25 protein-coding genes and 2 tRNA genes are annotated in these 26,519 nt (G+C 53.0%); 10 read left to right on the forward strand and 17 right to left on the reverse strand.

The window, feature by feature from the left end:
• Positions 1-5 precede the first annotated feature (5 nt).
• Positions 6-653: an anthranilate synthase component II gene (locus tag CKV89_RS02045; protein WP_028327222.1), complete on the reverse strand. Its 648-nt coding sequence runs from the start codon at positions 651-653 to the stop codon at positions 6-8.
• Between the two features lie 237 nt (positions 654-890).
• Between CKV89_RS02045 and CKV89_RS02050 the strand changes: the two genes are divergently transcribed.
• Positions 891-1,208, forward strand: a complete 318-nt coding sequence (locus CKV89_RS02050; protein WP_231935421.1) for a cell division protein CrgA — start codon at positions 891-893, stop codon at positions 1,206-1,208.
• A gap of 321 nt (positions 1,209-1,529) precedes the next feature.
• On the opposite strand, the gene CKV89_RS02055 is transcribed toward CKV89_RS02050, so the two are convergent.
• Both CKV89_RS02055 and CKV89_RS02060 read right to left on the reverse strand, forming a co-directional pair.
• Positions 1,530-2,270 carry a rhomboid family intramembrane serine protease gene (locus CKV89_RS02055; RefSeq protein WP_051277528.1) on the reverse strand — a complete coding sequence of 247 codons (741 nt, stop codon included), beginning with the start codon at positions 2,268-2,270 and terminating at the stop codon, positions 1,530-1,532.
• A 157-nt stretch (positions 2,271-2,427) separates the two neighbouring features.
• Positions 2,428-2,946, reverse strand: coding sequence for a peptidylprolyl isomerase (locus tag CKV89_RS02060; RefSeq protein WP_028327220.1), 519 nt, complete (start codon positions 2,944-2,946; stop codon positions 2,428-2,430).
• A gap of 227 nt (positions 2,947-3,173) precedes the next feature.
• On the opposite strand from CKV89_RS02060, the gene CKV89_RS02065 reads away from it, so the two are divergent.
• Positions 3,174-3,848, forward strand: coding sequence for a hypothetical protein (locus CKV89_RS02065; protein WP_154657636.1), 675 nt, complete (start codon positions 3,174-3,176; stop codon positions 3,846-3,848).
• A 55-nt stretch (positions 3,849-3,903) separates the two neighbouring features.
• Here CKV89_RS02065 and CKV89_RS02070 read toward each other — a convergent pair whose 3' ends face one another.
• The 12 genes from CKV89_RS02070 to dnaA all read right to left on the reverse strand — a co-directional run bounded on the left by CKV89_RS02070 (position 3,904) and on the right by dnaA (position 18,361).
• Complete coding sequence (locus CKV89_RS02070) at positions 3,904-5,121, reverse strand: pyridoxal phosphate-dependent aminotransferase (protein ID WP_028327218.1); 1,218 nt, start codon at positions 5,119-5,121, stop codon at positions 3,904-3,906.
• Between the two features lie 89 nt (positions 5,122-5,210).
• Positions 5,211-6,620 (reverse strand): amidase, encoded by a 1,410-nt coding sequence (locus CKV89_RS02075; RefSeq protein WP_084441036.1) that lies wholly within the window; start codon positions 6,618-6,620, stop codon positions 5,211-5,213.
• 164 nt (positions 6,621-6,784) lie between these two features.
• A tRNA-Ala gene (locus CKV89_RS02080) sits at positions 6,785-6,857 on the reverse strand.
• 45 nt (positions 6,858-6,902) lie between these two features.
• On the reverse strand, positions 6,903-7,031 hold the full coding sequence (locus CKV89_RS12175) for a DLW-39 family protein (RefSeq protein ID WP_211226681.1): 129 nt from the start codon (positions 7,029-7,031) through the stop codon (positions 6,903-6,905).
• A gap of 106 nt (positions 7,032-7,137) precedes the next feature.
• Positions 7,138-7,211, reverse strand: a tRNA-Ile gene (locus CKV89_RS02085).
• A 107-nt stretch (positions 7,212-7,318) separates the two neighbouring features.
• Positions 7,319-7,663 (reverse strand): DUF3566 domain-containing protein, encoded by a 345-nt coding sequence (locus CKV89_RS02090; protein ID WP_231935422.1) that lies wholly within the window; start codon positions 7,661-7,663, stop codon positions 7,319-7,321.
• Between the two features lie 155 nt (positions 7,664-7,818).
• Positions 7,819-10,404, reverse strand: a complete 2,586-nt coding sequence (gyrA, locus tag CKV89_RS02095; RefSeq protein ID WP_231935467.1) for a DNA gyrase subunit A — start codon at positions 10,402-10,404, stop codon at positions 7,819-7,821.
• Positions 10,405-10,624: 220 nt separating this feature from the next.
• On the reverse strand, positions 10,625-12,721 hold the full coding sequence (gene gyrB, locus CKV89_RS02100) for a DNA topoisomerase (ATP-hydrolyzing) subunit B (protein WP_028327215.1): 2,097 nt from the start codon (positions 12,719-12,721) through the stop codon (positions 10,625-10,627).
• Positions 12,722-12,998: 277 nt separating this feature from the next.
• Entirely contained in the window at positions 12,999-13,493 is a 495-nt protein-coding gene (locus tag CKV89_RS02105) for a DUF721 domain-containing protein (RefSeq protein ID WP_084441035.1), read from the reverse strand.
• A 97-nt stretch (positions 13,494-13,590) separates the two neighbouring features.
• Positions 13,591-14,781 carry a DNA replication/repair protein RecF gene (gene recF / locus CKV89_RS02110; protein ID WP_084441034.1) on the reverse strand — a complete coding sequence of 397 codons (1,191 nt, stop codon included), beginning with the start codon at positions 14,779-14,781 and terminating at the stop codon, positions 13,591-13,593.
• 89 nt (positions 14,782-14,870) lie between these two features.
• Positions 14,871-16,004: a DNA polymerase III subunit beta gene (gene dnaN / locus CKV89_RS02115; protein WP_084441033.1), complete on the reverse strand. Its 1,134-nt coding sequence runs from the start codon at positions 16,002-16,004 to the stop codon at positions 14,871-14,873.
• A gap of 797 nt (positions 16,005-16,801) precedes the next feature.
• On the reverse strand, positions 16,802-18,361 hold the full coding sequence (gene dnaA, locus CKV89_RS02120; RefSeq protein ID WP_034401165.1) for a chromosomal replication initiator protein DnaA: 1,560 nt from the start codon (positions 18,359-18,361) through the stop codon (positions 16,802-16,804).
• A 795-nt stretch (positions 18,362-19,156) separates the two neighbouring features.
• Here dnaA and rpmH point away from each other — a divergent pair.
• The 8 genes from rpmH to CKV89_RS02160 all read left to right on the forward strand — a co-directional run bounded on the left by rpmH (position 19,157) and on the right by CKV89_RS02160 (position 25,073).
• The gene (rpmH, locus tag CKV89_RS02125; protein WP_084441032.1) at positions 19,157-19,294 is read left to right on the forward strand and encodes a 50S ribosomal protein L34; all 138 of its coding nucleotides are present in this window, start codon (positions 19,157-19,159) and stop codon (positions 19,292-19,294) included.
• 17 nt (positions 19,295-19,311) lie between these two features.
• Positions 19,312-19,695 (forward strand): ribonuclease P protein component, encoded by a 384-nt coding sequence (gene rnpA / locus CKV89_RS02130; protein ID WP_084441031.1) that lies wholly within the window; start codon positions 19,312-19,314, stop codon positions 19,693-19,695.
• A gap of 38 nt (positions 19,696-19,733) precedes the next feature.
• Positions 19,734-20,012, forward strand: a complete 279-nt coding sequence (gene yidD, locus CKV89_RS02135) for a membrane protein insertion efficiency factor YidD (RefSeq protein WP_084441125.1) — start codon at positions 19,734-19,736, stop codon at positions 20,010-20,012.
• A gap of 105 nt (positions 20,013-20,117) precedes the next feature.
• Positions 20,118-21,131 (forward strand): membrane protein insertase YidC, encoded by a 1,014-nt coding sequence (gene yidC, locus CKV89_RS02140; protein WP_231935423.1) that lies wholly within the window; start codon positions 20,118-20,120, stop codon positions 21,129-21,131.
• Between the two features lie 84 nt (positions 21,132-21,215).
• Positions 21,216-21,713 carry a Jag family protein gene (locus tag CKV89_RS02145; RefSeq protein WP_084441030.1) on the forward strand — a complete coding sequence of 166 codons (498 nt, stop codon included), beginning with the start codon at positions 21,216-21,218 and terminating at the stop codon, positions 21,711-21,713.
• A gap of 64 nt (positions 21,714-21,777) precedes the next feature.
• Positions 21,778-22,512 carry a 16S rRNA (guanine(527)-N(7))-methyltransferase RsmG gene (gene rsmG / locus CKV89_RS02150; protein ID WP_084441029.1) on the forward strand — a complete coding sequence of 245 codons (735 nt, stop codon included), beginning with the start codon at positions 21,778-21,780 and terminating at the stop codon, positions 22,510-22,512.
• A gap of 222 nt (positions 22,513-22,734) precedes the next feature.
• Entirely contained in the window at positions 22,735-23,685 is a 951-nt protein-coding gene (locus tag CKV89_RS02155) for a ParA family protein (RefSeq protein ID WP_407919578.1), read from the forward strand.
• An 86-nt stretch (positions 23,686-23,771) separates the two neighbouring features.
• Positions 23,772-25,073 carry a ParB/RepB/Spo0J family partition protein gene (locus CKV89_RS02160; RefSeq protein WP_084441027.1) on the forward strand — a complete coding sequence of 434 codons (1,302 nt, stop codon included), beginning with the start codon at positions 23,772-23,774 and terminating at the stop codon, positions 25,071-25,073.
• Positions 25,074-25,125: 52 nt separating this feature from the next.
• On the opposite strand, the gene trxA is transcribed toward CKV89_RS02160, so the two are convergent.
• Together trxA and trxB are read right to left on the reverse strand one after the other, a co-directional pair.
• On the reverse strand, positions 25,126-25,452 hold the full coding sequence (gene trxA, locus CKV89_RS02165) for a thioredoxin (protein WP_028327206.1): 327 nt from the start codon (positions 25,450-25,452) through the stop codon (positions 25,126-25,128).
• Between the two features lie 83 nt (positions 25,453-25,535).
• Entirely contained in the window at positions 25,536-26,468 is a 933-nt protein-coding gene (gene trxB, locus CKV89_RS02170) for a thioredoxin-disulfide reductase (RefSeq protein ID WP_028327205.1), read from the reverse strand.
• Between the last annotated feature and the right edge of the window lie 51 nt (positions 26,469-26,519).

A 26,519-nucleotide genomic window follows, 5' to 3' on the forward strand; every position in this document is an offset into this window, starting at 1 on the left:
AGCGGTCAGAACGCCGCTTCTTTGATGAGGGGGCTCATTGTTGTGCTGGCTTCAATAACACCGGAGACACCGGTGGTTGCGAGCCAGTTGGCTAGTAGTCGGTGGCCTTGAGCGGTCATGACGCTTTCCGGGTGGAACTGCACGCTGGATAGAGGAAGGGTTGCATGTCTGAGGCCCATGATGATGCCGTTATCGGTGCGGGCATCGACGATGAGGTCAGGTGGCAGGGTCTTTTCGTTGACGGCAAGTGAGTGGTATCTGGTGGCGCGGAAGGGGTTACTGATACCTGCGAATACCCCTGTATTGTCATGAAATACGTCGCTTACTTTTCCATGGACGAGTTCTGGTGCACGTGTCACTGATGCTCCGTAAGCTACAGCGAGTGCTTGCAGGCCCAGGCAGACCCCGAACATGGGTATGTGTTTTTGGGCACATGCGTGGATAACGTCGATGGATTTGCCTGAGTTTTCTGGGGTTCCTGGACCTGGTGAGATAAGTACGCCGTCGTATTGGTCGACTGTCTGTGGGATAACGATGTCGTTGCGGATGACGTGACACTCGGTTCCCAGCTGTTCCAGATACCCCACAATTGTGTAGACAAAGCTGTCGAAGTTGTCGACTACTAGTACTTTGCTTCCGGCATCTGTTGTCACGTGTGTTGCCTTTCTTTTCCGATCTGTTTTCGGTTCGTTGGTGACCGCGTGTAGATCGTTCACAACCGTAATCCAGGTGTGGCGTCTGGAGGATGGCCACGTTGGTCGGGCTGCTTTGTGTGTAGGCCGTAATGTTGGTCTCTGGAGCCATCAAAAGTGTTCTTTGAGAGCACTTACACTTCGATCAGCGCAGGAGATTTCGCAGTGTCTGACCTATCCCGCAATGAGCCCGCGGACGTGGCAGGCTCGCCGTCCGGCTATGCATCAGCTATGGACGACTATGACAACCTTTCTCCGAAGGAGCAGAAAGCCCTGCGCAAAGCCCAGAAGAAAGAGGAGCGAGCACAGCAGAAGATCGCTCGTAAATCGATGGGCGGCAATCGCCCTTGGTTTGTCCCGACGATGCTTGGCTTGATGCTTATCGGTCTTGTATGGGTTGTTGTTTTCTATTTGAGTAGTTACAAGTACCCAATTGAGTCGTTGCAGAACTGGAATTTAGGTATTGGTTTCGCGTTCATCATGGCTGGTTTTTTGATGACGACTCAGTGGAAGTAGAGCCAGTTCTCACTTCGATTTCGATGGATGGTGGGTGCCACTGCGGTGGTCCCACCATCGTCGTATGTGGATGCTGGACCATCTCAGGATGGCTGTAAACCGTTTTTGTGGAGTTTCGCACCGTTCTCCACAGGCTTGTGCACAGCTGGGGATGAATTACACGGATGTAAGAGACCCTAGCCTCGACGAGGCCGAATCATGGTTGACCTGCACTTTCAGTATTGATTGGCCTTATTCAATCTTCTTGCAATGTTTCTTTCCACCGATGTGGATATCCCTCCGGATGTGCTGCTGTGGAAATCAGGTTCTGCACTCACACAGTCACCAACCAAGGTGAACGACGCTTCCGACTACCTCGTACTTGTGCCAGGCAAGGGCTATGAGTACTGCTGCAATGGCAGCAAGTCCCAGCCAGCGCAGTGTGCGGATGCAGATTTTGCGTTGGAGAGCACAGAGGGCACCGATCATGAGGCCGGTAAGCAAACCGCCAAGTTGGCTTTGCCAAACGATTCCTTCAATAAAGAAGGGCAAAGTTGCGTTGAGGAGAAGAACTGCAAGTATGCCTCGCATGTCGGCGCCAACTGTTGATGCAAGGACAAAGAGCATCGCGAAGAGACCAGAAATGGCTCCGGAAGCACCGACTGTTGCCTGCATCCAGGTTCCGTTGGGGTCGGTAATAGAAGTGGAAAACCAGATAGATCCGACTGATCCGCCGATGGCGCACACGCAGTAGGAAGCCAGAAAAAACTTTGTGTTTATTGCTGGTTCAAGTGTGCGCCCCAGTATCCAAAGACAGAGCATATTGAACAGCAAGTGCCAGATTTGGGGTGCATGGAGGAAAGATGCGGTCAGGAAACGCCATGGTTCCAGTGCCCCGAGAGAAGGCATGAAAGCACCGTTTTGGAACAAAAGATAGTCGAGGCTGGGGATGAGTTGGGCGAACCAGACCAGGACGCAGAGCGCGATGAGGGTGTATGTGACCGGTGTGGTGAGGTATTGGCGCGCGGTGAAGACTGCGTAGTGGCTGCGGCTGGTGGGGGGTGAGGGGGCCTTCTGGTCCACCGTTGTCTCTGCTTTCGGCGTATGGCTTTATGGGTGGGGCGCAATGTGGTGGATAAGTGTGCGGGGCACCTGCAGCGTGTGCCGCGGATGCCCCGCACGTTATCGGGCCTAGGTGGCCGTGGATTGTGCTTTCACGTGGTGTGTCAGCGTGTCGTTGTCACTCGGTGATGGTGACGGACTGGATGGTGATGTCTTCAGTGGGGCGGTCCTGCGCACCGGTCTGGGTGGCGGCGATGGCATCGACAACGTCGCGGCTTTCCTGGTCGGCAACTTCGCCGAAGATGGTGTGCTTGCCCTGCAGCCAGGTGGTGGGGGCAACGGTGATAAAGAACTGGGAGCCGTTGGTGCCACGTCCCATGCGTTTGCCTGCGTTAGCCATGGCAAGGATGTAGGGCTTGGAGAAGTCCAGGTCAGGGTGGATCTCGTCGTCAAACATGTAGCCGGGCCCGCCTGTGCCGATGCCCAAGGGGCATCCGCCTTGGATCATGAAGCCGGGGATGACGCGGTGGAAAATCACACCGTCGTAGAACGGTTCCGGGGACGTTTTACCGCCGTCTGCCTGGTATTCCTTGGTGCCGTTGGCAAGGCCGACGAAGTTTTCTACGGTCTTGGGCGCGTGGTCGGGGAACAGGGTCAGGTTGATGTCGCCCTTGTTCGTGTGAAGTGTGACGTTCATGGGGTCCATCCTTCCATGCCCTCGGGAGCGGGTCGACAAGAGTTGGTGGGATACATTTCGCCTATGGCTGCACCCTTAAGGGTGCAAATAGTGCGTTTTTGTGCAGCTGGCGGTCAGTTGCAACTTTTAGGGTTGAGCGAAATGCAGTTATTAGGACTGTCTTTTGAGTGCTTTACAGGCAGGATGGTAAATACACAAATCCGCAACTGACGCACAGGAGGCCAGTGGTGGCGAAGAAAAAGAAGACGTACAAGATTCCGTCGCTCAAGGTGACCGTGCCCACGTTGGCTGGTCTGTGGGAAGCGGCCGAGCCGAAGCTAAGCGACGCGGCCGATGTGGCTCGGGATACCGCGACCTCCGTGGCGCAGCGCGCTGAGGAGAGTTTCGAAAAGGCTCGCGTGGCTGCGCGTGACACTGCGGATTCTGTTGCCAGTCAAGCCGAGGGGCGAGCTGGTGACTTGCGTTCAAAGTGGAGCGAGATCGTAACGCAGCTTGAAGAGGCCAGCGATGTTGATCCTCAGGTGTGGCGCGAACGTGCCGTTGGTGCTCGTGCTGTGATGCGTGGCGATGCGGTAGCAACTCCAGTGAAAAAGAAGTGTGCTGGCTTTGGTGGAGTGCTGGGTGTTGCTGTTGTACTTGCGGCTGCGGGTGCGGCGTACTACGTGTTGAAGCAGCGTCAGGCTGAGTATGAAGACCCATGGGCGCGTCCGTTGACTGACCCTTATGCTGCGCCCACTAGTGGTCGTACTTCGAGTGTTTCGGATGGTGCCGCATCTGGGACGAAGCCTGGACAGATCTCCACGTTGGGTCAAGCACCGACGGGTGATGGCATGGCCCCAACGAATCCTGAGCAGGTGCATGATGCTTCGGCTGAAGCGCCGGAGAACCCGAAAAACAGTTAATTTTGATGATGCGTGAGGCGGGGCGTGGGTTTCCAGGCTCCCGCCTCACGTGTGTTCAGGCTCGCCGCGCGGCGAGGTATTCGCTGATACGGCCAATGGCGTCAGTAAGGGTTTCTTCGTCGGGTAGGAAGGTAAGGCGGAAGTGGTCGGGGTGGGGCCAGTTGAAGCCTGTTCCGTGGGTGACGAGGATTTTTTTGGAGCGGAGCAGGTCGATGACGAAAGTTTCGTCGTTGTCGATGGGGTAGATGTCTGGGTCAAGGCGGGGGAAGCAGTAGAGGGCACCTCGGGGTTCAACGCAGCTCACTCCGGGGATTTCGTTGAGTAGGCGTGAGGCGAGTTTTCCTTGTTCGTAGAAGCGCCCGCCGGGTTTGATGAGTTCGGTGATGGATTGGTATCCGCCTAGGGCTGATTGGATGGCGTGTTGGGCGGGTACGTTGGCGCACATGCGCATGTTGGCCAGGAGGGTGAGGCCTTCGATGAAGTTGGTGGCGTGTTCTTTGGGGCCGGAAATCATGACCCATCCGGCACGGTATCCGCAGACGCGGTAGGCCTTGGAAAGTCCTGAGAAGGTGAGGCAAAGCACGTCGTCGCCGGCATAGTGGGCTGTGTGGTGGTGAGTGGCGTCGTCGAAAAGGATTTTTTCGTAGATTTCGTCGGAGAAGATGGCCAGTTCGTGGCGTCGGGCGATATCTACGATGTTTTTGACGGTTTCTGCGCTGTAGACGGCGCCGGTGGGGTTGTTTGGGTTGATGAGGACGATGGCTTGGGTATTGGGGGTGATTTTGGATTCGATGTCGGCCAGGTCGGGGTTCCAGTTGTTGTTTTCGTCGGCGAGATAGTGGACGGGGGTTCCGCCGGCGAGGGAGACTGCGCCTGTCCATAGGGGGTAGTCGGGTGCGGGTACGAGGATTTCGTTGCCGTCGTCGATGAAAGCGGATAGGACCATGCTGATGAGTTCAGAGACTCCGTTGCCGATGAAGATGTCGTCGACGTCGACGTGGTGGAGGCCTTCAGCTTGGTAGAACTGGGCGATTGCGGTGCGGGCGGAGTAGATGCCGCGGCTGTCTGAGTAGCCTTGGGCCTCGCCCAGGTGGCGGATCATGGCGCTGGTGAGGGCGGGTGGGGCTTCGAATCCGAAGGGGGCGGTATTGCCGATGTTGAGCTTGAGGATTTTGTGTCCTTCGGCTTCGAGTCGTTCGGCTTCGACAAGGATGGGGCCGCGGACGTCGTAGCGGACTGATTGGAGTTTTTTGCTCTGGACGAATCGGCGCATGTGGGTCAGCTTCTCACTGGTGGATGGGTGTGGGAGGTGTTTGGGGTGTTCTTAAGGGGTGGTTTCTTCTTGGCAGGTGTGATGGCTGTTCAGGGGAGGGTGGGTGCGATGGTGGGGCGGTTGGGTAGGAGGCGTTCGAGTTGGGCAGCGAGGGTTAGCAGGCGTTGTTCGTCGCCGCCAGGGGCGTAGAGCTGGATGCCGATGGGGAGTCCGTCGGGGGTGTGGCTGGCTGGGAAGGATAGGGAGGCGTGGCCGGTGGTGTTGGCGAGGGTAGTGAAGGCGACCATGGGTAGTGAGCGGATGAGTGCGTGGAAGCTGCCTGTGGTGTCGAGTTGTCCGAGTTTGGGGGGTGCTGTGGCGATGGTGGGCGTAATGACGATGTCGTATTCAGCGAAGCGTGTTTCGATGTCAGCGGCGAGTTTGGTGGCGACGGTGTGGGCGTGTTTGAGCAGGGCCGGGGGGATGAGGCGCCCGGCATTAGCGGTGTGGCGGGTACGGGTTTCGAGGCGGTTGGGGTGTTCAACGCGTTTGCGTTCTTGGGCGATGGCGTGGGCGAATTCGATGAGGTAGTTAGGTTGGTCGTTGGGCCATCGCTGAGTGAGGTGGGTGATGGTGTGGCCTGCTTTGGCGAGTGTGCGGGCTACGTCGTGAACGGTTTTTGCGATGTGGCGCTCGACGTGGATGAGCGGATTGGCTGGGCTGGTGAGCCAGGCGATGCGTAGGCGCTGGGGGGCTTGGTTGGCGGCGTCGGTGAAGGTGTTGTAAGGGCGGGGTAGCGGGAAGGCGTCGTGCTCGCTGGGGCCGGCAATGATGTCGTAGACGAGCGCGGTGTCGGCAGCAGTGCGAGTGAGTGGCCCGATGGTTCCTAGTCGTCCCCATAGGTCTGGCCACGGGGAGGTGCTGACTCGCCCTCGTACGGGTTTGAGGCCGATAAGTCCGCAGCAGGAGGCTGGGATGCGGATGGAGCCGCCGCCGTCGCTACCGATGGCGAAGGGGACACATCCGGCTGCGACTGCGGCTGCGGATCCTCCGCTGGAGCCGCCGGTGCTGTGGTGGAGGTTCCAGGGGTTGCGGGTGTGGCCGAATGAGGCTCCTTCGGTCCATGGGAATTGGCCGAATTCGGGCATATGTGTGGTGCCGAGAATGATGGCGCCGGCTGCTCTGAGTCGTGATACGACAGCGGAGTCGTGTTGTGCAGGTGTGCTGTTGCCGTAGCCACCGAGGGTGGTAGGGATGCCTTCGATGTCGTGTTCGGCTTTGATGAGGGTGGGCACTCCGGCCAGAGGAAGGCTTGGGTCGATGGCTTCAGCATCAGCGAGCGCTTGCTCTCGTAGGAGGGTGTGGACGGCGTTGATGTGAGGGTTGGCTCGTTCGATGCGGGTTATAGCTGCTTCGGTGACGAGGCGGGCGGTGGCGCGGCCCTCGCGGATGGCTGCAATGGTTTCTGTGATGCTCCAGCGAGCCATTTCTTCGATGTGCGTGGGTTTTTCGGAGGCCATGTGCACATGGTGTCATCGTGGACGTGAAGGGGCTGCGCATGGGAGGCAGTTGTGGTGGCATTCCCGAGCGTTTGGGATGCATAGTGACTTTGGTCATCTTCACACCGTCGGAGAAAAAGCAGCACCCACCAGCTGCTGATCTGTCAGCTACTGGTGGGCGGCGGTGGAGCCTAGGGGACTCGAACCCCTAACCCCCTGCTTGCAAAGCAGGTGCGCTACCAATTGCGCCAAGGCCCCGAAGCGAAGTTTCGCTTGGTTGAGCTTTTCAGCTCTGCATTAATTTTACGAGTGTTTTTTTACTGTGTGGGTTACTTGGTCCCACATAGCGTTTTCTGCGCTTCGAGTGCGCACATGCTTCCACGTTACTAGACCGCCGATAGCTGCTGCGACTAGTGCGAGGTATCGATGCATGTGCACCTCTTGCTTATCCTGGACCACTTTAAGGTAGTCGGATTGAGTCACTCGGATACACAAGCAGGGCAACTCCATGATGTGGGAATTGCCCCGCCGTGAATCGTGGGCCTAACAGGACTTGAACCTGTGGCCTCTTCCTTATCAGGGAAGCGCTCTAACCGTCTGAGCTATAGGCCCTCAACAAGCGTTTACATTACCCGAATGTTGTCTCGGTTCCCAAATCGGCTGCAAACCACACAGGTACGCCACTTCCATCGACTCTAAAGAACCAGCTCAGAGCCGCATCAGTCATCGACGAGAGTCACCTGCGCGCCACCAACCAAAGCAGCGCACATGTTGTAGATGAAAGCCACCACGGTCGCGATTGCTGTCAACAAAATCACGTCAACCACGCCAAACACGATCGTCAAGGAGAGCACCCGGCCGAGGCTGAGAAATTCAACGAGGTTAAACCGTGCGTCTGCTTCTCCACCTTGCTGCAAGTGCAGGCTCTCTACCGCAGCATTAATCTCTGCAAACACCCCCATGCTGTTGAGCATTAGCCACAGCGCAATCACAACGATGACCATGGCAATCCCAAATGCCACCGATAGCAAAAATGAGATCCGCATGACAGAGATCGGATCCACGCGCGCCAGCGTGAGCTTGACGCGCCGTGGATCTGCATCCCCAGGCGCAGCCGTAGGACCTATACGCCCTGCAGGGCGCGCACCAACCCGGACACCGCCTACTGTCATTGTGCGCGGTGCAGCGGCTGGCCCATTGGCTTGCCCCTTGGGATTGCTCATGCCTGACCTCCGTCATCGTCCTGCATCGTGGAAGCAGCCTCCTGTGCATGAGCGGATTCGGAGTTCTCTCCTCCTTCGGTACCGATGTCGGTCCTCGGCTGGGCCGGGTCGTGCATCGCCGCTAATGCTTCGGCGCTGTCCGTGGTGTCGCCGTCCTCGATGGCTTCGACATCGGCTTCGGCAGCGGGCTCGGGGTTACGCGCCACCGCAACGATGGCGTCGTTTTTATCCGGCTTCGCGAACTGCACACCCATGGTGTTACGTCCAGTGCGTCGAACCTCGTCGACACGCGAGCGAACGACCTTGCCCTTTTCCATAACGACCATGACTTCTTCATTTTCACCAACGGTCAACGCACCAACGAGGTCGCCAGCCCGTTCGCTCATCGAAGCAACTTTGACGCCTAGGCCCGCGCGACCTTTCACCGGATAGTCGGAGGCAGGTGTGCGCTTAGCAATACCGTTCTCAAACACAACAAATACGTCCGGATCCATGGCATCAGGAACTAAACACATAGCTAGCAGTTCATCTCCGGCACGGAATTTCATACCCGTGACACCACTAGTGGCACGACCCATCGGACGAAGAGTGCTGTTGTCTCCCTTAACCCGCAAAGACTGGCCTTTGCGGGAAACGAGCAACAGGTCATCTTCATCGTGCAAAGCGGTTACCCCGATGAGCTCATCACCATCGCGTAGGTTCACGGCGATGAGGCCACCTGAACGGGGGGAGTCGTACTCGCGCAAGTAGGTTTTCTTAATCAACCCCTTACGTGTAGCCACAACCAAATACGGAGCTACCTCATAGTTCGGAATCGCCAGCACAGCAGCAATACGTTCATCGGGCTGGAACTCGAGCAGATTCGCAACGTGCTGTCCCTTCGAATCCCGCGCACCCTCAGGCAATTCATACGCCTTGATCCGGTATACCCGGCCAAGGTTAGTGAAGAACAAGATCCAATGATGCGTTGTCGTCACAAAGAAGTGCTCAACGATGTCATCGCCTCGCAAGGTTGCTCCGCGAACCCCTTTACCACCACGTTTTTGTGATCGGTACTCATCGACTCGTGTGCGCTTGGCATAACCACCACGGGTGATGTTGACGACGACGTTTTCTTCAGGAATGAGGTCTTCCATCGAGACTTCACCGTCGTAGGGCATGATCTGCGAACGACGTTCATCGCCCCATTTCTCGACTGTCTCGGTCAGCTCCTCAGAGACGATCTGCCGCTGCCGCTCAGGCTTGGCAATGATGTCTTGGTAATCCTTGATAAGGGCGGCGAGTTCATCGTGCTCTTCAAGGATTTTTTGCCGTTCCAGGGCGGCCAAACGACGCAGCTGCATGTCAAGAATCGCGTTTGCTTGCAATTCATCAATGCTTAGTAGCCCCATCAAGCCAGTGCGGGCTTCATCAGGTGTGGACGAACGTCGGATAAGAGCGATCACCTCATCGAGCATGTCCAACGCTTTGAGCAGCGCACGCAGAATGTGCATACGCTCCTCGGCCTTACGCAGACGGTACTTGGTACGGCGCAGGATGACATCTACCTGATGGTCGACCCAGTGCCGAACGAATGCTGAAATCGGCAGCGTACGCGGAACACCATCGACGAGTGCAAGCATGTTTGCACCGAAGTTCGTCTGTAGTTGCGTGTGCTTGTACAAGTTGTTCAGTACAACTTTGGCAACTGCATCTCGCTTCAACACGATCACCAGACGTTGCCCGGTACGCCCGGAAGACTCATCGCGAATGTCGGCAATCCCCGACACACGCCCTTCTTTAGCTAGCTCCGCGATCTTTGTGGCCAACGTGTCCGGGTTAACCATGTATGGCAACTCGGTCACCACTAGGCATGTACGCCCTTGGATCTCTTCAACCAGCACGCGCGCCCGCATGATGATTGATCCTCGGCCTGTGCGGTAAGCGTCTTCAATTCCTTGACGCCCCATAATCAAACCGGCCGTGGGGAAATCTGGTCCCTTAATAATGGAAATACATGCTTCTAAACGTTCTTCTTTTGTTGCGTCAGGATGTGCCAGCACCCATTGGGCTGCTTCGGCAACCTCACGCAAGTTATGTGGAGGGATTAAGGTAGCCATCCCCACGGCAATTCCATTAGACCCATTGACCAGTAGGTTCGGAATTCGTGCCGGCAAGATGTCTGGCTCTTGATTCTTGCCGTCATAGTTCGGCGAGAAGTCGACTGTATCTTCGTGGATGTCACGAACTAGCTCCATCGCCAAGGGAGCCATCCGGCATTCGGTGTATCGCGCGGCAGCAGGGCCGTCGTTACCTGCGTTACCGAAGTTTCCTTGACCGTCAATGAGTGGATATCGCATCACCCATGACTGGGCCAAACGTGCCAATGCGTCGTAGATAGCCGAATCACCGTGTGGGTGGTATTGCCCCATCACTTCACCGACAACACGCTGACACTTGTTGTAACCGCGGTCAGGCCGGTACCCGCCATCAAACATCGCGTAAATAATCCGCCGATGTACTGGCTTGAACCCATCTCGTACATCTGGCAGTGCGCGGCTGACGATCACGCTCATCGCGTACTCGATGTAGCTACGCTGCATCTCGGTGTTTAGGTCTACTGGCGCGACCCGGTCGTAGCCGGATCCAGCTGCCTCAACATCGACACCAGGAGGCTGTTCGTCGCTCACAACAAATCCTTCACAATCATGTTCGGGCGGAGATCGACACGATCACCAACGGGAAAGACCAACTAACATTTGTGGGTGGAAGCGGAAAACCAACGTTGAGAGCCGATCTCTGCCTCTGCCCCTGCGGTAATCGCTACGCGTCAAGGAACCGAACGTCCCGCGCGTTCCTCTGGATGAAGTCACGTCTTGACTCAACGTCTTCTCCCATAAGCACGGAGAAGATTTCGTCAGCAGCAGCCGCATCGTCGAGATTGACTTGGAGGAGCTCACGGTGCTCTGGGTCCATCGTGGTGTCCCACAACTCGCTGGAGTTCATCTCTCCAAGACCCTTGTACCGCTGGATGCCATCTTTGGGAAGCCTCCAACCAGCGCTCTTACCGGCTTGGAGCTGGCGGTCTCGTTCCTCATCGGAGAACACATACTCGTGTGGATGGTTGATCCATTTGAGCCGATACAACGGAGGCTGGGCTAGGTATACGTATCCGGCCTCGATGAGCGGGCGCATAAACCGGAACAACAGTGTTAATAGCAACGTGCGAATGTGCATGCCGTCCACGTCGGCATCGGCCATGAGCACGATTTTGTGATAACGCGCTTTCTTCAGGTCGAAGTCTTCACCGATACCAGTACCAAACGCGGAGATCAGTGCTTGCACCTCCATGTTGCTCATGATGCGGTCGATGCGAGCTTTTTCGACATTGAGGATTTTTCCACGAATAGGAAGAATCGCTTGATTAAAAGGATCGCGACCATCTTTGGCAGATCCACCGGCGGAATCTCCCTCAACAATGTAGATCTCACTGACGGATGGGTCTTTTGATTGACAGTCACGCAGTTTTCCTGGCAGTCCCCCGGACTCCATCAGGCCTTTGCGCCGTGTTGCTTCCCGCGCTTTACGCGCAGCTAGCCGAGCATGTGCAGCATTAATTGCTTTCTTGACAATCTCTCGCCCCTCGTTTGGATGACGTTCAAACCAATCACCTAGGCCTTCTGTCATGGTTCCTTGCACGAAACCACGTACTTCAGAGTTACCCAACTTGGTTTTTGTTTGTCCTTCAAACTGGGGTTCGCCTAGTTTCACAGAGACGACTGCGGTAAGGCCTTCACGTACATCTTCACCGGTGAGGTTGTCGTCTTTGTCTTTCAGGAGGTTCTGAGCCCGCGCGAACCTGTTGACCAGGTTGGTCAGCGCAGATCGGAACCCTTCCTCGTGCGTTCCGCCTTCATGAGTGTTGATCGCATTTGCGTAGGTGTGCACCGACTCGGAGTAGGCCGTTGTCCACTGCAAAGCGATTTCAACAGACATGGACCGCTCTGAATCTTCACGGTTGAAATCGACGATTTGTTCATGCACTGTCTCGCTGCGCTTACTGGAGTTCAAGTGCTGGACGTAGTCAACGAGTCCACCGTCGTAGCGATAGGTGATGACGACTGGTTTCCACACGCTTTCTGTGAGTTCGTCACTGCCCTCAGCATCCTTGGGGATGGAGAGGTCAGCTTCGTCTACAGCATCGTCGACCACTGATTCGTCGTGCTCTGGACGGCGCTCATCAGTAACAGAGATCGTCAGCCCTTTGTTAAGGAATGCCATCTGCTGAAATCGAGCACGGACGGTTTCGAGATCGTAGGTTGTGGTTTCGAAGATCGACGGGTCAGCCCAGAAAGTGATCGTCGTTCCGGTTTCTTCTGCCGGTATCTCTTCCATTTCCTGCAGCGGCCCGGTGGGGACTCCATGTTCGAAGGCCATGCGGTAAACGTGGCCTTTTTGTCGAACTTCGGCTTCTAGGCGGGTGGACAGAGCGTTGACAACAGAGGACCCCACACCATGAAGGCCGCCAGAGACTTTGTAGCCTCCTCCACCGAATTTTCCGCCTGCGTGCAGCTGGGTAAGCACAAGTTCGACAGCAGAGACTTTCTCCACAGGGTGGATATCAGTGGGGATGCCTCGCCCATCATCTTGGACTCGTACGCCTCCATCGTTCAGCAGTGTCACGTCTACGCGAGTGGCATATCCGGCGAGAGCTTCGTCTACGCAGTTATCGACGATCTCCCAGATGAGGTGGTGCAATCCTCGCTCGCCTGTAGATCCGATGTACATGCCGGGGCGTTTACGAACCGCTTCCAGGCCTTCCAGAACGGTGATGGCGCTGGCATCGTAGGCAATGGATGTGTTTTCAGATGCAGGCAACGCCTCTGCACCGGTCACGGGTTCAGAGCTCGAGTCGGTCACAGGACTCCTCGGTACGCAGGCCGCTGGGGCGCGGGATCAGAACAGCTGACCACGGAGAAGCACGCATGAATGCTGCCTTCTCATACATGGTCGGGTATTCAGTCTACCTTCACTCCACAGTGAATATCGCAATGGGGCTTCCCTCAAGCCCTTGAGTCGCATTGGAACCCGAGACATGTGGGTGGGTATGTAGAAGCTCTTTGCGGAGCAGAGATCGGCTCAGGTCGCTTTACTGGGTTTTTGTGTGGGGACTTTATGGGATGACATGCCTTTTCGACTAGCCGTAAGTATCTCGAGGCCCTGGCCCCCGACTACGCCTTGGTCCTCGTTTCCAGGACGGTGCGCTAGGCCCTGTTACCCGAATATTGGTGACTACCCCGTTACCTATCGCGTCATCGATGCGGGCCTGCAGTTGCGGAATCATGTAGGTCAGCTGGGTGGCCCACGCTGTTGATTCAGCGCGCACTACCAAAATTCCTTCTTCAAAACTCACCGGTACTGAATGTCGAGCAATATCGAGTCCAGCTACCGCTGGCCAGCTCCCCATAACTGACGCTGCAGAGACATCTTTGCGCCATCCGCGTGCTTCTACTAATCGGCCGAGTTCATCACCGAGAAGCTGTGGATCTCGTCGATCGGGGCCAGCAGAGCTGGTTAGTGGCTCGCTGTTTTTTCTTCGACGTTTCCGTGGAAGCATGCCTGGCCGAAGTCCTGCTTCACGGGCTGTATTTCGTGCGCGGGCCAGAGCTGCACGCGCGGCATCATCGCGCATCGCGGAGTCTTCAGATAAATCGGATGAAGGAGATGTAGGCGCATGTTGATATGCGCCTACATCTCTGAAAGATGAAACTTGACGAAAATATTTTTTCTCACTCATCTCGCACATTTCCAGCGAGAATATTAAGCGTCTTTCCTTGAAGTAGAGGAGGAAGATCTTCCTCTACTGCAGCGGTAATTAAAACTTGTTCAGCATCTTCGATCAGCTCTGCTAAACGTGCACGACGACGAGCGTCAAGCTCAGCAAAAACATCATCAAGAATCAGAACAGGATCTTCCCCGAGGTCATGGCGAAGAAGATGATACGAAGCAAGTTTCAATGCGAGAGCAAAAGACCAAGTTTCTCCGTGCGAGGCATATCCTTTTGCCGGCATCTCCCCAAGAGAAAGCTCTATTTCATCTCGATGTGGCCCAAACAGAGTTATTCCTCGAGCGAACTCAGCTTGACGAGATCCCTGCAAGGAATCAAAAAGAGCTTGTTGTAAATCTTCTATATCAGGAGTCTCGTTAGAATTAATGAGAGAAGAAACTTTGAGAGAGCACTCCGGGTCAAGACTTGTTCGATACCTAGCATGCGCAAAAAAGTTTCCTGTCTTGTCTTCAGAAACTGAAGAATAAGCGTCCTTTAATCGGGGAGAGAGGTCATGAAGAAGCCTGAGGCGCGCATACATTAGTCGCCCACCTAACCCTGCAAGCTGATCATCCCAGATAGATAATGTTGACTCAAAATACGGATCTTTTGCGTAGCTATTTTTTTTGTCACCTCCACCAGGACTTAAAGCTTTCTTCAATAAAGCATTGCGCTGCTTCAAAGCTCGAGCGTAGTCTCCTTGAACTAACGCCCATTTAGGCTGCCGTGCAACAAGAAGCGCATCAAGAAAATCACGTCTTCCAGACGGGTCGCCTTTAATAAGTGATAGATCCTCTGGGGCAAATAAAACGGTCCTAATAATTCCCAGAATATCCCTGGGGCGCGACATTTGAGTCCTATTAATCCCCACTTTATTTGCGCGCCCAGGAATAATATCAACCTCGACAGTGGTACTGCGCCCTCTTCTACTAACAGCTGCCCTAATGACACTATGATCTGCACCGACTCGAACAAGTGGAGCATCACTAGCCACCCTATGTGACCGCAGAGTTGCGAGGTATCCGATAGCTTCGACTAGGTTTGTTTTACCTTGACCATTGGGGCCAACAAGAAATGTGACTCCTGGCTTGAGGGAAACATCTGTAGAGATGTAGTTTCGAAAGTCTGCAACCCATAGATGTGTGACGTGCATAATCCACTTTCTTATGAGTTTTACTATCGGATTATTGTGATAAAAGTTAAATGGTGGGGAGGGATCCCCTCCCCACCATTTAATAAAAATTAGTTAGTAAACCGCACTGGCATGAGAACATAGCGATACGAAGAGTCGCAGTCGCCATCTGCTTCTTTTTGACCACTGAGAACTGCTGGCTTACCAGGCTGGGTGAAAGCAAGTCTGGTAAAAGGAGACGAAACAGCGTTAAGTCCATCAATAAGGTAGGTCGGATTGAAGGCAATTTCGATGTCAGGACCAACTAACTGGCACTCAACCGCTTCGCTAGCCTGTGCATCCTCTCCCGTCCCCGCGTCGATGCTTACTTGTCCATCAACGAACCGAAGACGAACTGGCGTGTTTCGTTCTGCGACAATGGAGACGCGCTTGACAGCTTCGATAAGCACTTGAGTATCCACAATTGCTTCCGTATCGACACTGTTAGGGAAAATCGCTGAAACTTTGGGATAGTCACCATCGAGAAGGCGACTAGTTGTGCGACGTTGCCCTGCATCAAAGCCAATAAGGCCGTCACCTCCAGCTGCTTCCCCGAGGGCGACCGAAACCGAACCAGATGGCCCCAGAGATTTCGCTGTGTCGGAAAGCGTTCGAGCAGGAACAAGAACAACAGCGTTAATGTCCTCATCATCAGGACGCCAAGTCAGCTCACGCATGGCCAATCGATAACGGTCTGTAGCCAACAGTGTCATGCGTTCACCGTCGACCTCCATGCGAACACCCGTAAGAATGGGAAGCGTATCTGAACGATCAGCAGCAACGCTGACCTGGGCTACTGCATGCGTGAATACATCACCCGGAATGTGACCGCTCGGCTCAGGAGATACCGGGAGCGTGGGATATTCTTCCACGGGCATTTTTAGCAAGGAAAAACGACTGGATCCGCAAGCGACAGAAACTTTATTTCCGTCAGTAGTCACATCGACGGGTTTGCCTGGAAGTGTTTTTGAAATATCTGAAAGCATTCGTCCTAAAACTAATGCTCGGCCCGGTTCATGGACATCTGCCTCAACAGTTATACGTGCGGAAACTTCGTAATCGAACGCAGATAAAGTCAATGACCCGTCAGCGTCAGCTTCGAGAAGAATTCCGGCTAGAACCGGCGTAGGTGGACGATTAGGCAGGCCACGAGCTACCCAAGTGACTGCCTCAGTCAGCACGTCGCGCTCCACACGGAATCTCACAGTCACCGCTCCTCAAACTCAACACAGCGCGTGGTGGGGCCACTCAATGAATCCACTTCGGTGGCCATGATCGTTTCGGTTTCAGGCTTTCGGCTCGAAACGGTTTGACACACCGATGCTAACCACCTTGGAGTCCTCTCCTCTCACAAAGTGACCCAAATCTTGGGATCTGACCTAACCGGGACACCTGCCTTGATGCGCTTCCGTACGTAGTCGCGCATAACTAGAGATATAGATTCATCGTCTTAATAGGTCCTGTGGATTCTGTGGATTTCTTCTATATTGCCAGCTCAAGAGCCCTTAGGGGTTGGGGATTTCATCTGTGGATTTTTAGTGGATGAGCTATAAGCCTCTGTGGAAACTCTCACCGCATCCACAGTGCATCCACAGTCTTGTATCTATCTTTCCTCATGCAATACGCACTTCTCCCCAGAGTTACCCACTGTTTTATCCACAGGGAGAAGTAGAAAATCTTCACAAGATATCCCCAATCTTGTCCCCAGCTGTGGATGCAACGAGGCAGGTCAAGGGGTAGTTAGTTCCACAGTGGAATATGAAAACGATTACTTTCATGACTTATACACAAGTATGTGGGCAAACTGGAAAGGGCTCCTCACAGCAGGAGGTAGCGAGCCTTCAATGCCTAAAATTCGACCCAAAAAGGATGAAAAATATTTGAAGAGTCAGTGTGGTGGTATCTGTTTTCGCGCGTGTCGCTGCCTATGAGCCAGCAGGGCAAGGTGAGGGGTGGAGAGCTGATGTCAGCTCTCCACCCCTCACAGGTGAAACTAGGGAGCCTAAGTGGACTGTTGAGACCGTATGCGCGTGGTTAGTTCTGTTACCTGGTTATAGACAGAGCGTCGCTCCGCCATGAGCTGCCGGATCTTCTTGTCTGCATGCATGACAGTTGTGTGATCACGTCCACCGAACTGTTGGCCAATTTTGGGTAGGGAGAGCTCAGTCAGTTCACGGCATAGGTACATAGCAATCTGACGAGCATTGACGAGAGTGCGTGATCTAGAGGCGCTACACAGGTCGTCAATAGTGAGGTCAAAGTACCCAGCTGTTTGCGCCATGATTGTCGCAGCTGTGATCTGACTGATTTGCTGATCGGGCATGAGATCACGCAAAACAATTTCGGCGAGCCCTAGATCTACTTCTTGCCTATTTAAACTCGCGAAAGCAGTTACGCGTATGAGTGCTCCCTCTAGTTCACGAATATTGCTAGATATCCGACTCGCAATGAATTCAAGAACTTCGTCAGGAACTTTTAGTTGTTCCTGACGTGCTTTTTTCGAAAGAATTGCGATTCGTGTTTCTAAATCTGGCGGCTGGACGTCAGTAAGTAGACCCATTTCGAATCGAGACCGCATGCGTTCTTCGAAGCCAGAGAGCTGCTTTGGTGGAACATCAGAAGTAATGACTACTTGCTTATTGGCATTATGTAAAGTGTTAAAAGTGTGGAAAAATTCTTCCTGAGTCTGCATTTTTCCTGACAGGAACTGAATGTCATCAATAAGTAGAATGTCAGTTTCGCGATAGCGGCGTTGAAAGCTGCTAGCGCGATCATCGCGGATTGAGTTGATGAAATCATTTGTGAATTCTTCAGAGTTCACATATTTAACTCGAACCTTAGGATAGAGATTCTGCGCGTAGTGGCCTATCGCATGCAGTAGGTGTGTCTTGCCTAGGCCTGAATCACCATAGATGAAAAGCGGGTTGTAAGCTCGAGCGGGGGCCTCAGCGACAGCCACAGCGGCTGCATGGGCAAAACGGTTACTAGACCCAATCACGAATGTATCGAAGGTGTATTTAGGATTGAGGTGATCGCCACCTGAATCGTTTGTTGTTTGATTCTTGGTGCTACTTCCTGCTGGTTTACGTGGCCTGTCTGGTCCAGAATCATGATGAGCAGTTTCTGTGGAAACAGTATCTGCCACTCCCCCGAAGCGTTCTTGAGCAGCAGCAGAAGTTGCAGGAAGTGAATTTTCTCCGCTGGGCTTATTCGAGGGATGGTTATCTTCGATTTTCCAGCTGTCACTTTCGCTGTACATATCAAGAGTTGGCTGACTCGATTCCTCGATAGTTCCACGAATAGAGGAATCTACTGTTACCGCGAGGCGGATATCGCGACCAGTTTCCCGCGCTAGAGACTCCGTAAGAGACTCGCGAACGCGTGTCTCCACAATGTCTTTAGTGAATTCATCAGGTACGGCAATGATTGCGGTTGAGTCGAGAATTCCAACCAGCGCACATTGTGCGACGAAAGCTCGTTGCGGAGCAGGGATGCCTGCCTCCTGCAGAGAGTGCAGCGTCGCCGTCCAGATCCGGCTGGTGTCGCTTTGTTTTTCCGACACGTTGTGCCCTCCTGCTGAGTGTGTAATGCGGCGGTAAGTCCTAGGACGCGTTAGGCGTCCACTGCGCGAGCATCTTGTGGGAAACCCTGTGTGTACTTGCCCGCGCAGAGCGTCAACTTTCTAGAGAATTTTTATTGAAACATGCAGGTTACAGAGCCCCCAGGCTGTTTCCACAGCTGTGGAAACAGCCTGGGGGTACAGGATACGGGATATCCACAGGCTGCTAGCGCTAGATCATTGACCAAGTGAATTAAAGTCACGAAAACTGCTGATCAGGTAGGTGTTTGGCAAATTTTTAAGGTCAGTGTTTGGATGTGGAAGCCCTGTGGGAATCTCTAACGCTGAGGTTTTCGGGTCACTTGGTCGGTGGAAAATAGACAGCGAGTCGTGCTGGTTAGCCGTAAGTAGAATCTGCCAATCGGGTCGGCGGACAGGTTTGCGTTCAAAGCACGAACTCATCGGCTGCTGATGAACTGCCCGATGAGGTAGCTGTATTCGCTGTGGTTCGAGTAAGTTAGCCCAGCAAGTTTGACCTCTATTTCCTATTTCACGTAACGTGGTGTGTCAGTCGGTTTCGACGGGCGGTTTCGTGTGCCCGTCTCCAAGCTGTGGTAGTCAAGACGTAACGTGTGTAGAAGTCATCAGTTTCTCGCGCGCGTAGTGATTAATGAGACTGGAGACGGACCTTCGATCCCGACCGTCGGCGGCGAGGCTTTCTCAATCGTTCGAGATTTGCGTCGCGTCATGGTCGAGCCGACTTAACCGACTCGTCGACGAGACCCAACGGAGTTCAACGTGAGCAAGCGCACTTTTCAGCCCAACAACCGTCGTCGCGCTAAAAAGCACGGCTTCCGCAGTCGTATGGCCACCCGTGCTGGCCGCGCCATTCTTGCCTGCCGTCGCCGTAAAGGCCGCGCCAGCATTTCCGCCTGAATTTTCCGGGCAGGATCGTGCTCTCCGCATGTAACCGCCTACGTGAACCTGCAGATTTTCATGTAGCGGTCAAAGGCAAGAGAGCAGGTGGAAAACTGCTTGTTATTCATGTTGCTCAGCCTGAGGGCAGACGAAGCCGACCCCCGCGGGTCGGCTTCGTTGTGTCGAAAGCGGTGGGCATTGCTGTTGTGAGAAACAGAGTCAAGCGCCGTCTACGCCATTCTTTGCGTGCACGTATTTCTTCTTTTCCCCAAGGTGTCGACCTCGTCGTTCGAGCTAATCCCGCGTCTGCGCAAGTAGACTTTCTACGCCTTGATACTGAGCTAGAACGTCTTCTCACTAGGGTGATGAAAGACTTGAATGAAGTTTCAGTAGGTCACGAAAAATCCGTGATGGGTTGATCTGTGTGAGCCCCCTACTAGCCGATCGCTTACGTGGCATGCTAGCTAAGCCGTTTTTATGGGCGATTCGGGGGTATCAGCTGTTTATATCTCCCCTGATACCCCCTAGATGCCGTTTCTATCCCAGTTGTTCCACGTACATGCTTGTGTCTATTCAGCGTTTTGGTGTGGTCAGGGGACTTGGGTTGGGGATCAGACGTTTGGGGCGTTGTCATCCCTGGAATCCAGGTGGCGTTGATCATGTACCTGCGCGAGACGCTAAAAGACGCTCGGTGCGTCAGAATGGAACTATCTCAGACACCACCGACAGGTGCTGAAACTTTGACAATAAACTTCGGTCATATCTGATCTGTAGAGATACCCGAAGACGGAACGAAGAGACCGTAGAGGAAAATATGGAGAGGTCCTTTTTCGAGACGCTGATGCTTCCACTTGAATGGTTTGTCGAGTGGGTGCTGGTTACTTTCCACAGTCTCTTCTCGTGGGTTGGAATGCCTGCAGAGTCAGGGTGGACGTGGGCGCTATCCATCGGTGGGTTGGTTATTGTCATCCGCGTCCTGTTGATGCCCTTGTTTTTTAAACAAATTCAGTCGTCACGTCGCCTGCAGCTCATTCAGCCTGAGATGCAAAAGATTCAAGCAAAATACAAGGGAAAAACTGATCCAGAATCTCGGCAGCGAATGTCCGAAGAAACAATGGATCTGTATCGACGAACAGGGACCAACCCTTTCGCATCTTGCCTGCCAATTCTTGTTCAAATGCCTTTCTTCTTTGCGTTGTTTAGCGTTTTGAACAACCTTGGTCGAGTTGCTTATGGGCAACGTTTGTCCGCAGGGCCGTTGAACCCGCAGTTGGCAGGTCAAGCAGACGCATCGACTCTTTTCGGGGCCCCGCTGTCAGCTACATTTATGACCTCTCATTCCATTGAGGCCAAAATCCTCACAATTGTGCTGATTCTGTTAATGTCAGCCACTACATTTATCACGCAGCATCAGCTGACGATGAAAAACATGCCTGCTTCGGCACTTGACAATCCGATGGCTCGGCAACAAAAAGTAATGTTGTATGTTTTCCCATTGATTTTTGCGGTTACAGGTGTCAATTTCCCCGTAGGTGTTCTTATCTACTGGTTCACCACGAATGTCTGGTCAATGGGGCAGCAGTTTTGGGTGATTCGCCGGATGCCAACTCCTGGATCGGAAGCAGAAAAAGCATTCCAAGAACGGCGCCGGCGTCAAGGAAAGCTGCCGGTAGAAAATCGCATGGATACAGTAGAAAAAAGTATTGCATCAGAGAAAAAACGTTCGTGGTTCAAAAACAACACAGATGCCTCAAACAGTGTAGATGAGTATCGCGATAGTCCTGTAGAGGACAAGCTTCGACAGGGTGGTCAGCGTCAGCAGCCTCGTAGGACCAGCCGTTCGCGACGAAAATAACTCGTATTCCCGCGCTTTGCGCGGCCAGGCTATACATAATCGATCTGGCAGCGGATAGAACTGCCTATTCATTGGAGGGACAGCATGAGCGAGGGAATTAGTGCTAGCCGCACAGAGGAGCTAGAGCGTGAAGGTGAAATCGCGGCAGACTTCCTCGAGCGTTTACTCGATATTGCAGACCTGGACGGTGACATTGATGTAGACGTCGATGGCGACCGAGCTTCAGTTGCCATCGTAGACTCAGAAGACGGTCGAGTACCACGTCGTTTAGTCGGGCAAGACGGCAAAGTTCTCGAAGCATTGCAAGAACTCACTCGTATGGCAGTGCAGGCTGAAACTGGTGAGCGTAGCCGGGTAATGCTTGATGTAGCTGGCCACCGTGCTGAGAGGCGCGAAGCAGTTATATCTACTGCGCGAAAAGTGATCGCTGAGGTAAAAAAATACGGTGAGGCTCGATCACTCGAACCTATGTCCGCATTTGAACGTAAAGTAGTTCACGACGAAGTTCTTCGCGCAGGACTCGAATCAGAATCCGAAGGCAGTGAGCCTCACCGTTTCGTTGTTGTACTTCCTTTGGTTTAATCACACCTTCTCTGATGGCAGTGGCAGCTAAGCGCGGCCACTGCCATCATTCGCCTTCTTAACGATGGATCAACCAACCGTGGATAATTCGTTTTCCTCTGAACTTTCCCCTCCTCCCAGCGTTGCTTATCTGATCTATAAAGATCGTCTAGATATAGCTGTAAAGTTTTCAGAATTATTAGCTACAACGGGAGTGACTCACGGACTAATAGGTCCTCGCGAAGTTCCACGATTGTGGAGTAGGCACATTCTAAATTGTGCAATTGTGCAAGATGTGCTGGAACCCGGTGTCGCCGTGGCAGATATTGGCTCCGGTGCTGGGCTGCCAGGATTAGCTTTAGCTATTGCGCGACCTGACCTGCAACTACATCTGATTGAGCCACTTGCGCGACGCGTAACATGGCTTTCATCTGCTGTTGAGGACCTGGGGCTTACAAATGTGGTAATTCATCATGCGCGTGCCGAGGCTTTAGCTGGCCAGCTCGCTGTTCCTGTCGTAACTGCACGGGCAGTCGCTCGTCTTGCAAAACTGGCAATGTGGGCTGCTCCCCTACTGAGTCCGGGAGGCGAACTGGTTGCTCTTAAAGGTACATCTGCTTACCGTGAACTAGAAGAGGATCGTCAGCAAATAGCTAGTTCTGGTGGCTGTGATAGCAGAGTGGAGCTTCTTGGAGAAGGAACTTTAGAAGATCCCACGACGCTTGTACGTATTCGTTTTACCTCTGTCCAGAAGAGAAATATTCGAATGAAAACTTCTGGAAAGAAAAAGCCGCACCATAGCCGCAAATCTCAAAAGTAGTAGCTTCTCAGTAAACCTCTCGGCTCGCCTAGGTGAGTCGAGAGGTTTTTTGGTGCCCAGAGTCTCTCTGTTTCACAATCGCCATGTCGTCATGCCACCAGAGCCAGCTCTGAGGGTAGCGTAGGTCCTTGAAGGCATCGTTCTATGCATGTTTCACGTGAAACTCTCGTGGCAGAGCTCAGTTTCACGTGAAACGCATTGACGTTAAGACAAGGAGGAGCCGTGCCCCAGGAATCACCGGCACTGGCAGCGAAAGATCATGCTGACCCCTTAGGCGAGAAGTCATCAGATGAATCAGTACTAGATGGAGCCATCTCTCAGCCGAAGCGGCGGTTGATTCGACCTAAAGGATCCCCCTGGAAGAAACCTGCTCATACCAGGATCATCACTATCGCAAATCAAAAAGGAGGCGTTGGGAAAACAACCACAGCAGTCAATCTTGCAACAGCTCTAGCGCTTGGCGGGCAACGAGTACTACTTATAGATTCAGACCCACAAGGCAATGCAAGCACCGCACTAGGAATCGAGCATTCCTCAGATGTGGACAGTATCTATGATGTTCTGATCGAAGACGCTTCGCTGATTGATGTTGAGCGACCTTCTGCATTAACCCAAGGATTAACGTGCGTGCCTGCCACGATTGAGTTAGCTGGTGCTGAGATAGAACTAGTTTCGTTCGTTGCACGTGAAACGCGACTACAAAGAGCGATCGAGTCTTACCTCGTGCAAAAAAATAAGGACGGAGATCCAGTCGATTATGTGATCATCGATTGTCCTCCAAGCTTGGGATTGCTCACGCTTAACGCTTTTGTGGCTGCTCGCGAAGTGCTTATTCCGATTCAGTGTGAGTACTACGCTTTGGAAGGTTTGTCGATGTTGATCCGCAATATCGACATGATCCGGCGGCACCTCAACCCCGTGCTTCATATTTCGACGATTTTGCTCACCATGTATGACGGGCGTACCAAGCTTTCATCGCAGGTAGCAGAAGAGGTTCGCTCAGTTTTCCCAGATCAGGTACTCAATGCGATGGTGCCTCGGTCTGTTCGGATATCTGAAGCTCCAAGCCATGGTGAAACTGTTTTGACTTACGATCCGATGAGTACGGGATCCTTAGCGTATCTAGGTGCTGCTCGAGAGTTTGTTGAACGCGATCCGAGTTGCCGATCGTAAGTAATGTTTCACGGGAAACATATATAGCGGCGGGTTTAGCGAAACTGCTATTAGCTAGTAGTGAGCATGACGAGGAGGAAGAACGTATGAGTAGTGATCGGCAGCGTGGTTTAGGGAGAGGGTTGGGGGCTTTGATTCCCACTGATGTCCCGCGAGAATCACTTGCAGCTAAACCACGAAGTGCAAGGCCCAAGACTGAGTCAGTTCCTACAGCGCAAATCAGGCCAGCAGATTTATTCTTTGAAAGTGATGTTACTCGACGCGCACGAGAATCTGCTTCTTCATCAGCAGCTACATCTGGACAAAAAAATAAGTCGATTGCTCCTGCAGGTGGTCAAGGGCGTCGTGCTGCTTTAGATAAAGCTTTCGAGAGTGTAGGGCATACAGGAGGCACTATCAGTTCTTCGGGATCTGATGCAGCTCAAAGTAACTCTGATGTTTCACGGGAAACCAAACTAAGCAAAATTCATCTCGAATCTGAAGACGAAGTAGCCGTAGTTTCCAATGAGTCCCAGGAGCGGGTCACGGTGAACGATGACTTATCTCCTGTTCCAGGGATCGAGCTTGCTCAGATCGATATAGATGCAATTCACCCGAATTCGAAGCAACCTCGAACAGTTTTTGATGAGCAAGAGCTAGATGAACTTGTTGCCAGCATCAAAGAAATTGGGATACTCCAGCCAATTGTTGTTAGGCATAGTCCAGAAATTGAGTCTGGATATGAGCTAATTATGGGTGAGAGGCGTTGGCGCGCTTCCCGTTTAGCGGGGCTGAAATCAGTGCCTGCAATCATCAAAAGCACCCCCGATGACGCAATGCTGCGTGATGCGCTTTTGGAAAACTTGCATCGAGTTCAGCTCAATCCTTTGGAAGAAGCCGCTGCCTATCAGCAACTCCTTGATGATTTTGGTTGTACCCACGATGAACTCGCAGATCGCGTGGCTCGATCACGCCCTCAGATCAGTAATACATTGCGGCTTCTGAGGCTTCCGCCTCTTGTTGCTCGGCGTGTAGCAGCGGGTGTTTTAACTGCGGGCCATGCTCGTGCCTTGTTAGGTCTTTCAGATGCAGCAGCGATAGAGCGTTTAGCTCAGCGAATAGTGGCAGAAGGTCTATCTGTACGAACAGTAGAAGAAATCGTTGCTGTTTCGGCAAATAATGCTAGTAGCAAACCTCGTCGTCTGCGCAGTTCTCAACATAATCAGGGATATGAAGATTTGGCAGCAAGACTTACTGATCGCCTTGATACTCATGTGACCATCAACATGGGGAGAAAAAAAGGGAAACTAACGGTTGAGTTTGCTGGCCGAGAGGACTTAGACCGAATCCTGAAGGCAATTGACTCCACCTGTTTAGTTGAAGAGTGCGAGTCTCTCCAGGAGGCATGAAAGATGACAAGGGTGGGTGTTGTTTCATATGAAACAACACCCACCCTTGTCATCAGGCAATGAAGTCTGCGATTTCACGGAGCAACTTTGGCTTCGGGTGGGCTCCAACGATTGTTTTCACAATTTCCCCGCCCTGGAAGACATTCATCGTAGGAATACTTACGATTCCGTACTTGGCTGCAGTTTTCGGGTTCTCGTCAGTGTTGAGTTTGATAATTTCGATCGAACCAACATTTTCGGCTGCGATTTCTTCGAGAATTGGAGCTACAGCACGGCAAGGGCCGCACCATGGTGCCCAAAAATCGACAAGAACGGTTTTTTCATTCTTGAGAACGTCAGCCTCGAAATCAGCATCACTGGTCTCTTTAATAGCTGCCATGAAATCTCCTGGTTGATTAACTGACTGAGGGTCGGACTAAAGCGTTATCACTTACTTACGACTGATAGGTCTCATGTATGAGATCAGATAGTTTCCAGATAACGTTCTGCGTCAAGTGCAGCTGCGCATCCACTACCTGCAGCTGTAATTGCCTGTCGATAAGTGTGGTCTACAAGGTCACCACAGGCGAAAACGCCAGGAATATTAGTGACACTGCTCCGACCTTGCGTTAACACATATCCTCCCTCATCGATCTCAACAGCGTCACGGACGAGTTCGTTACGGGGGTCGTGGCCAATAGCTACAAAAACAGCGCGAGTTTCTACCTCGCGGGTCGCTCCAGTTACTGTATCTCTGAGAGTAATAGATTCGACTTTATCGACTCCGTTAATTGATGTAACTGCAGAGTTCCAGAGGAATTCAATTTTCGGGTTATTCATGGCGCGTTGCGCCATGATGGCACTTCCCCTGAGCTGATCGCGTCGGTGTACTACTTTGACTGACTTAGCAAATTTTGTAAGAAAGGTTGCTTCTTCAAGTGCTGAGTCACCGCCACCGATTACCACGATGTCTTGATCACGGAAGAAGAAGCCGTCACAGGTGGCGCACCAAGAAACACCTTTTCCTGAGAGCTCTTTCTCACCAGGAACGTGGAGCTCGCGGTATGCAGAGCCCATAGCAAGAATCACAGAGCGAGCATGGTATGAGTTACCGCTTCCATCTATAGCGGTTTTTACGTCGCCGGATAGATCAAGAGAGACTACATCATCGATGATGAGTTCTGCTCCGAAATGTTCTGCTTGTTTCTGCATTTTTTCCATGAGATCAGGCCCCAGTATCCCATCGGGAAAACCTGGAAAATTCTCTACCTCAGTGGTATTCATAAGAGCGCCGCCGGCTGCAACTGATCCTGTGATGACTACAGGAGAAAGATTGGCACGCGCTGCGTATATGGCTGCGGTGTAGCCTGCAGGTCCGGAACCAACAATCAAGACGTTGTGGATGTCCTCGCTCATGGAAGTCCTCTCGAATAGAAGTATGGCTAATCAGCGTTTGGTCTGTTGAAT

The sequence above is a fragment of the Dermatophilus congolensis genome (assembly GCF_900187045.1).
GTDB classification, from domain to species: domain Bacteria; phylum Actinomycetota; class Actinomycetes; order Actinomycetales; family Dermatophilaceae; genus Dermatophilus; species Dermatophilus congolensis.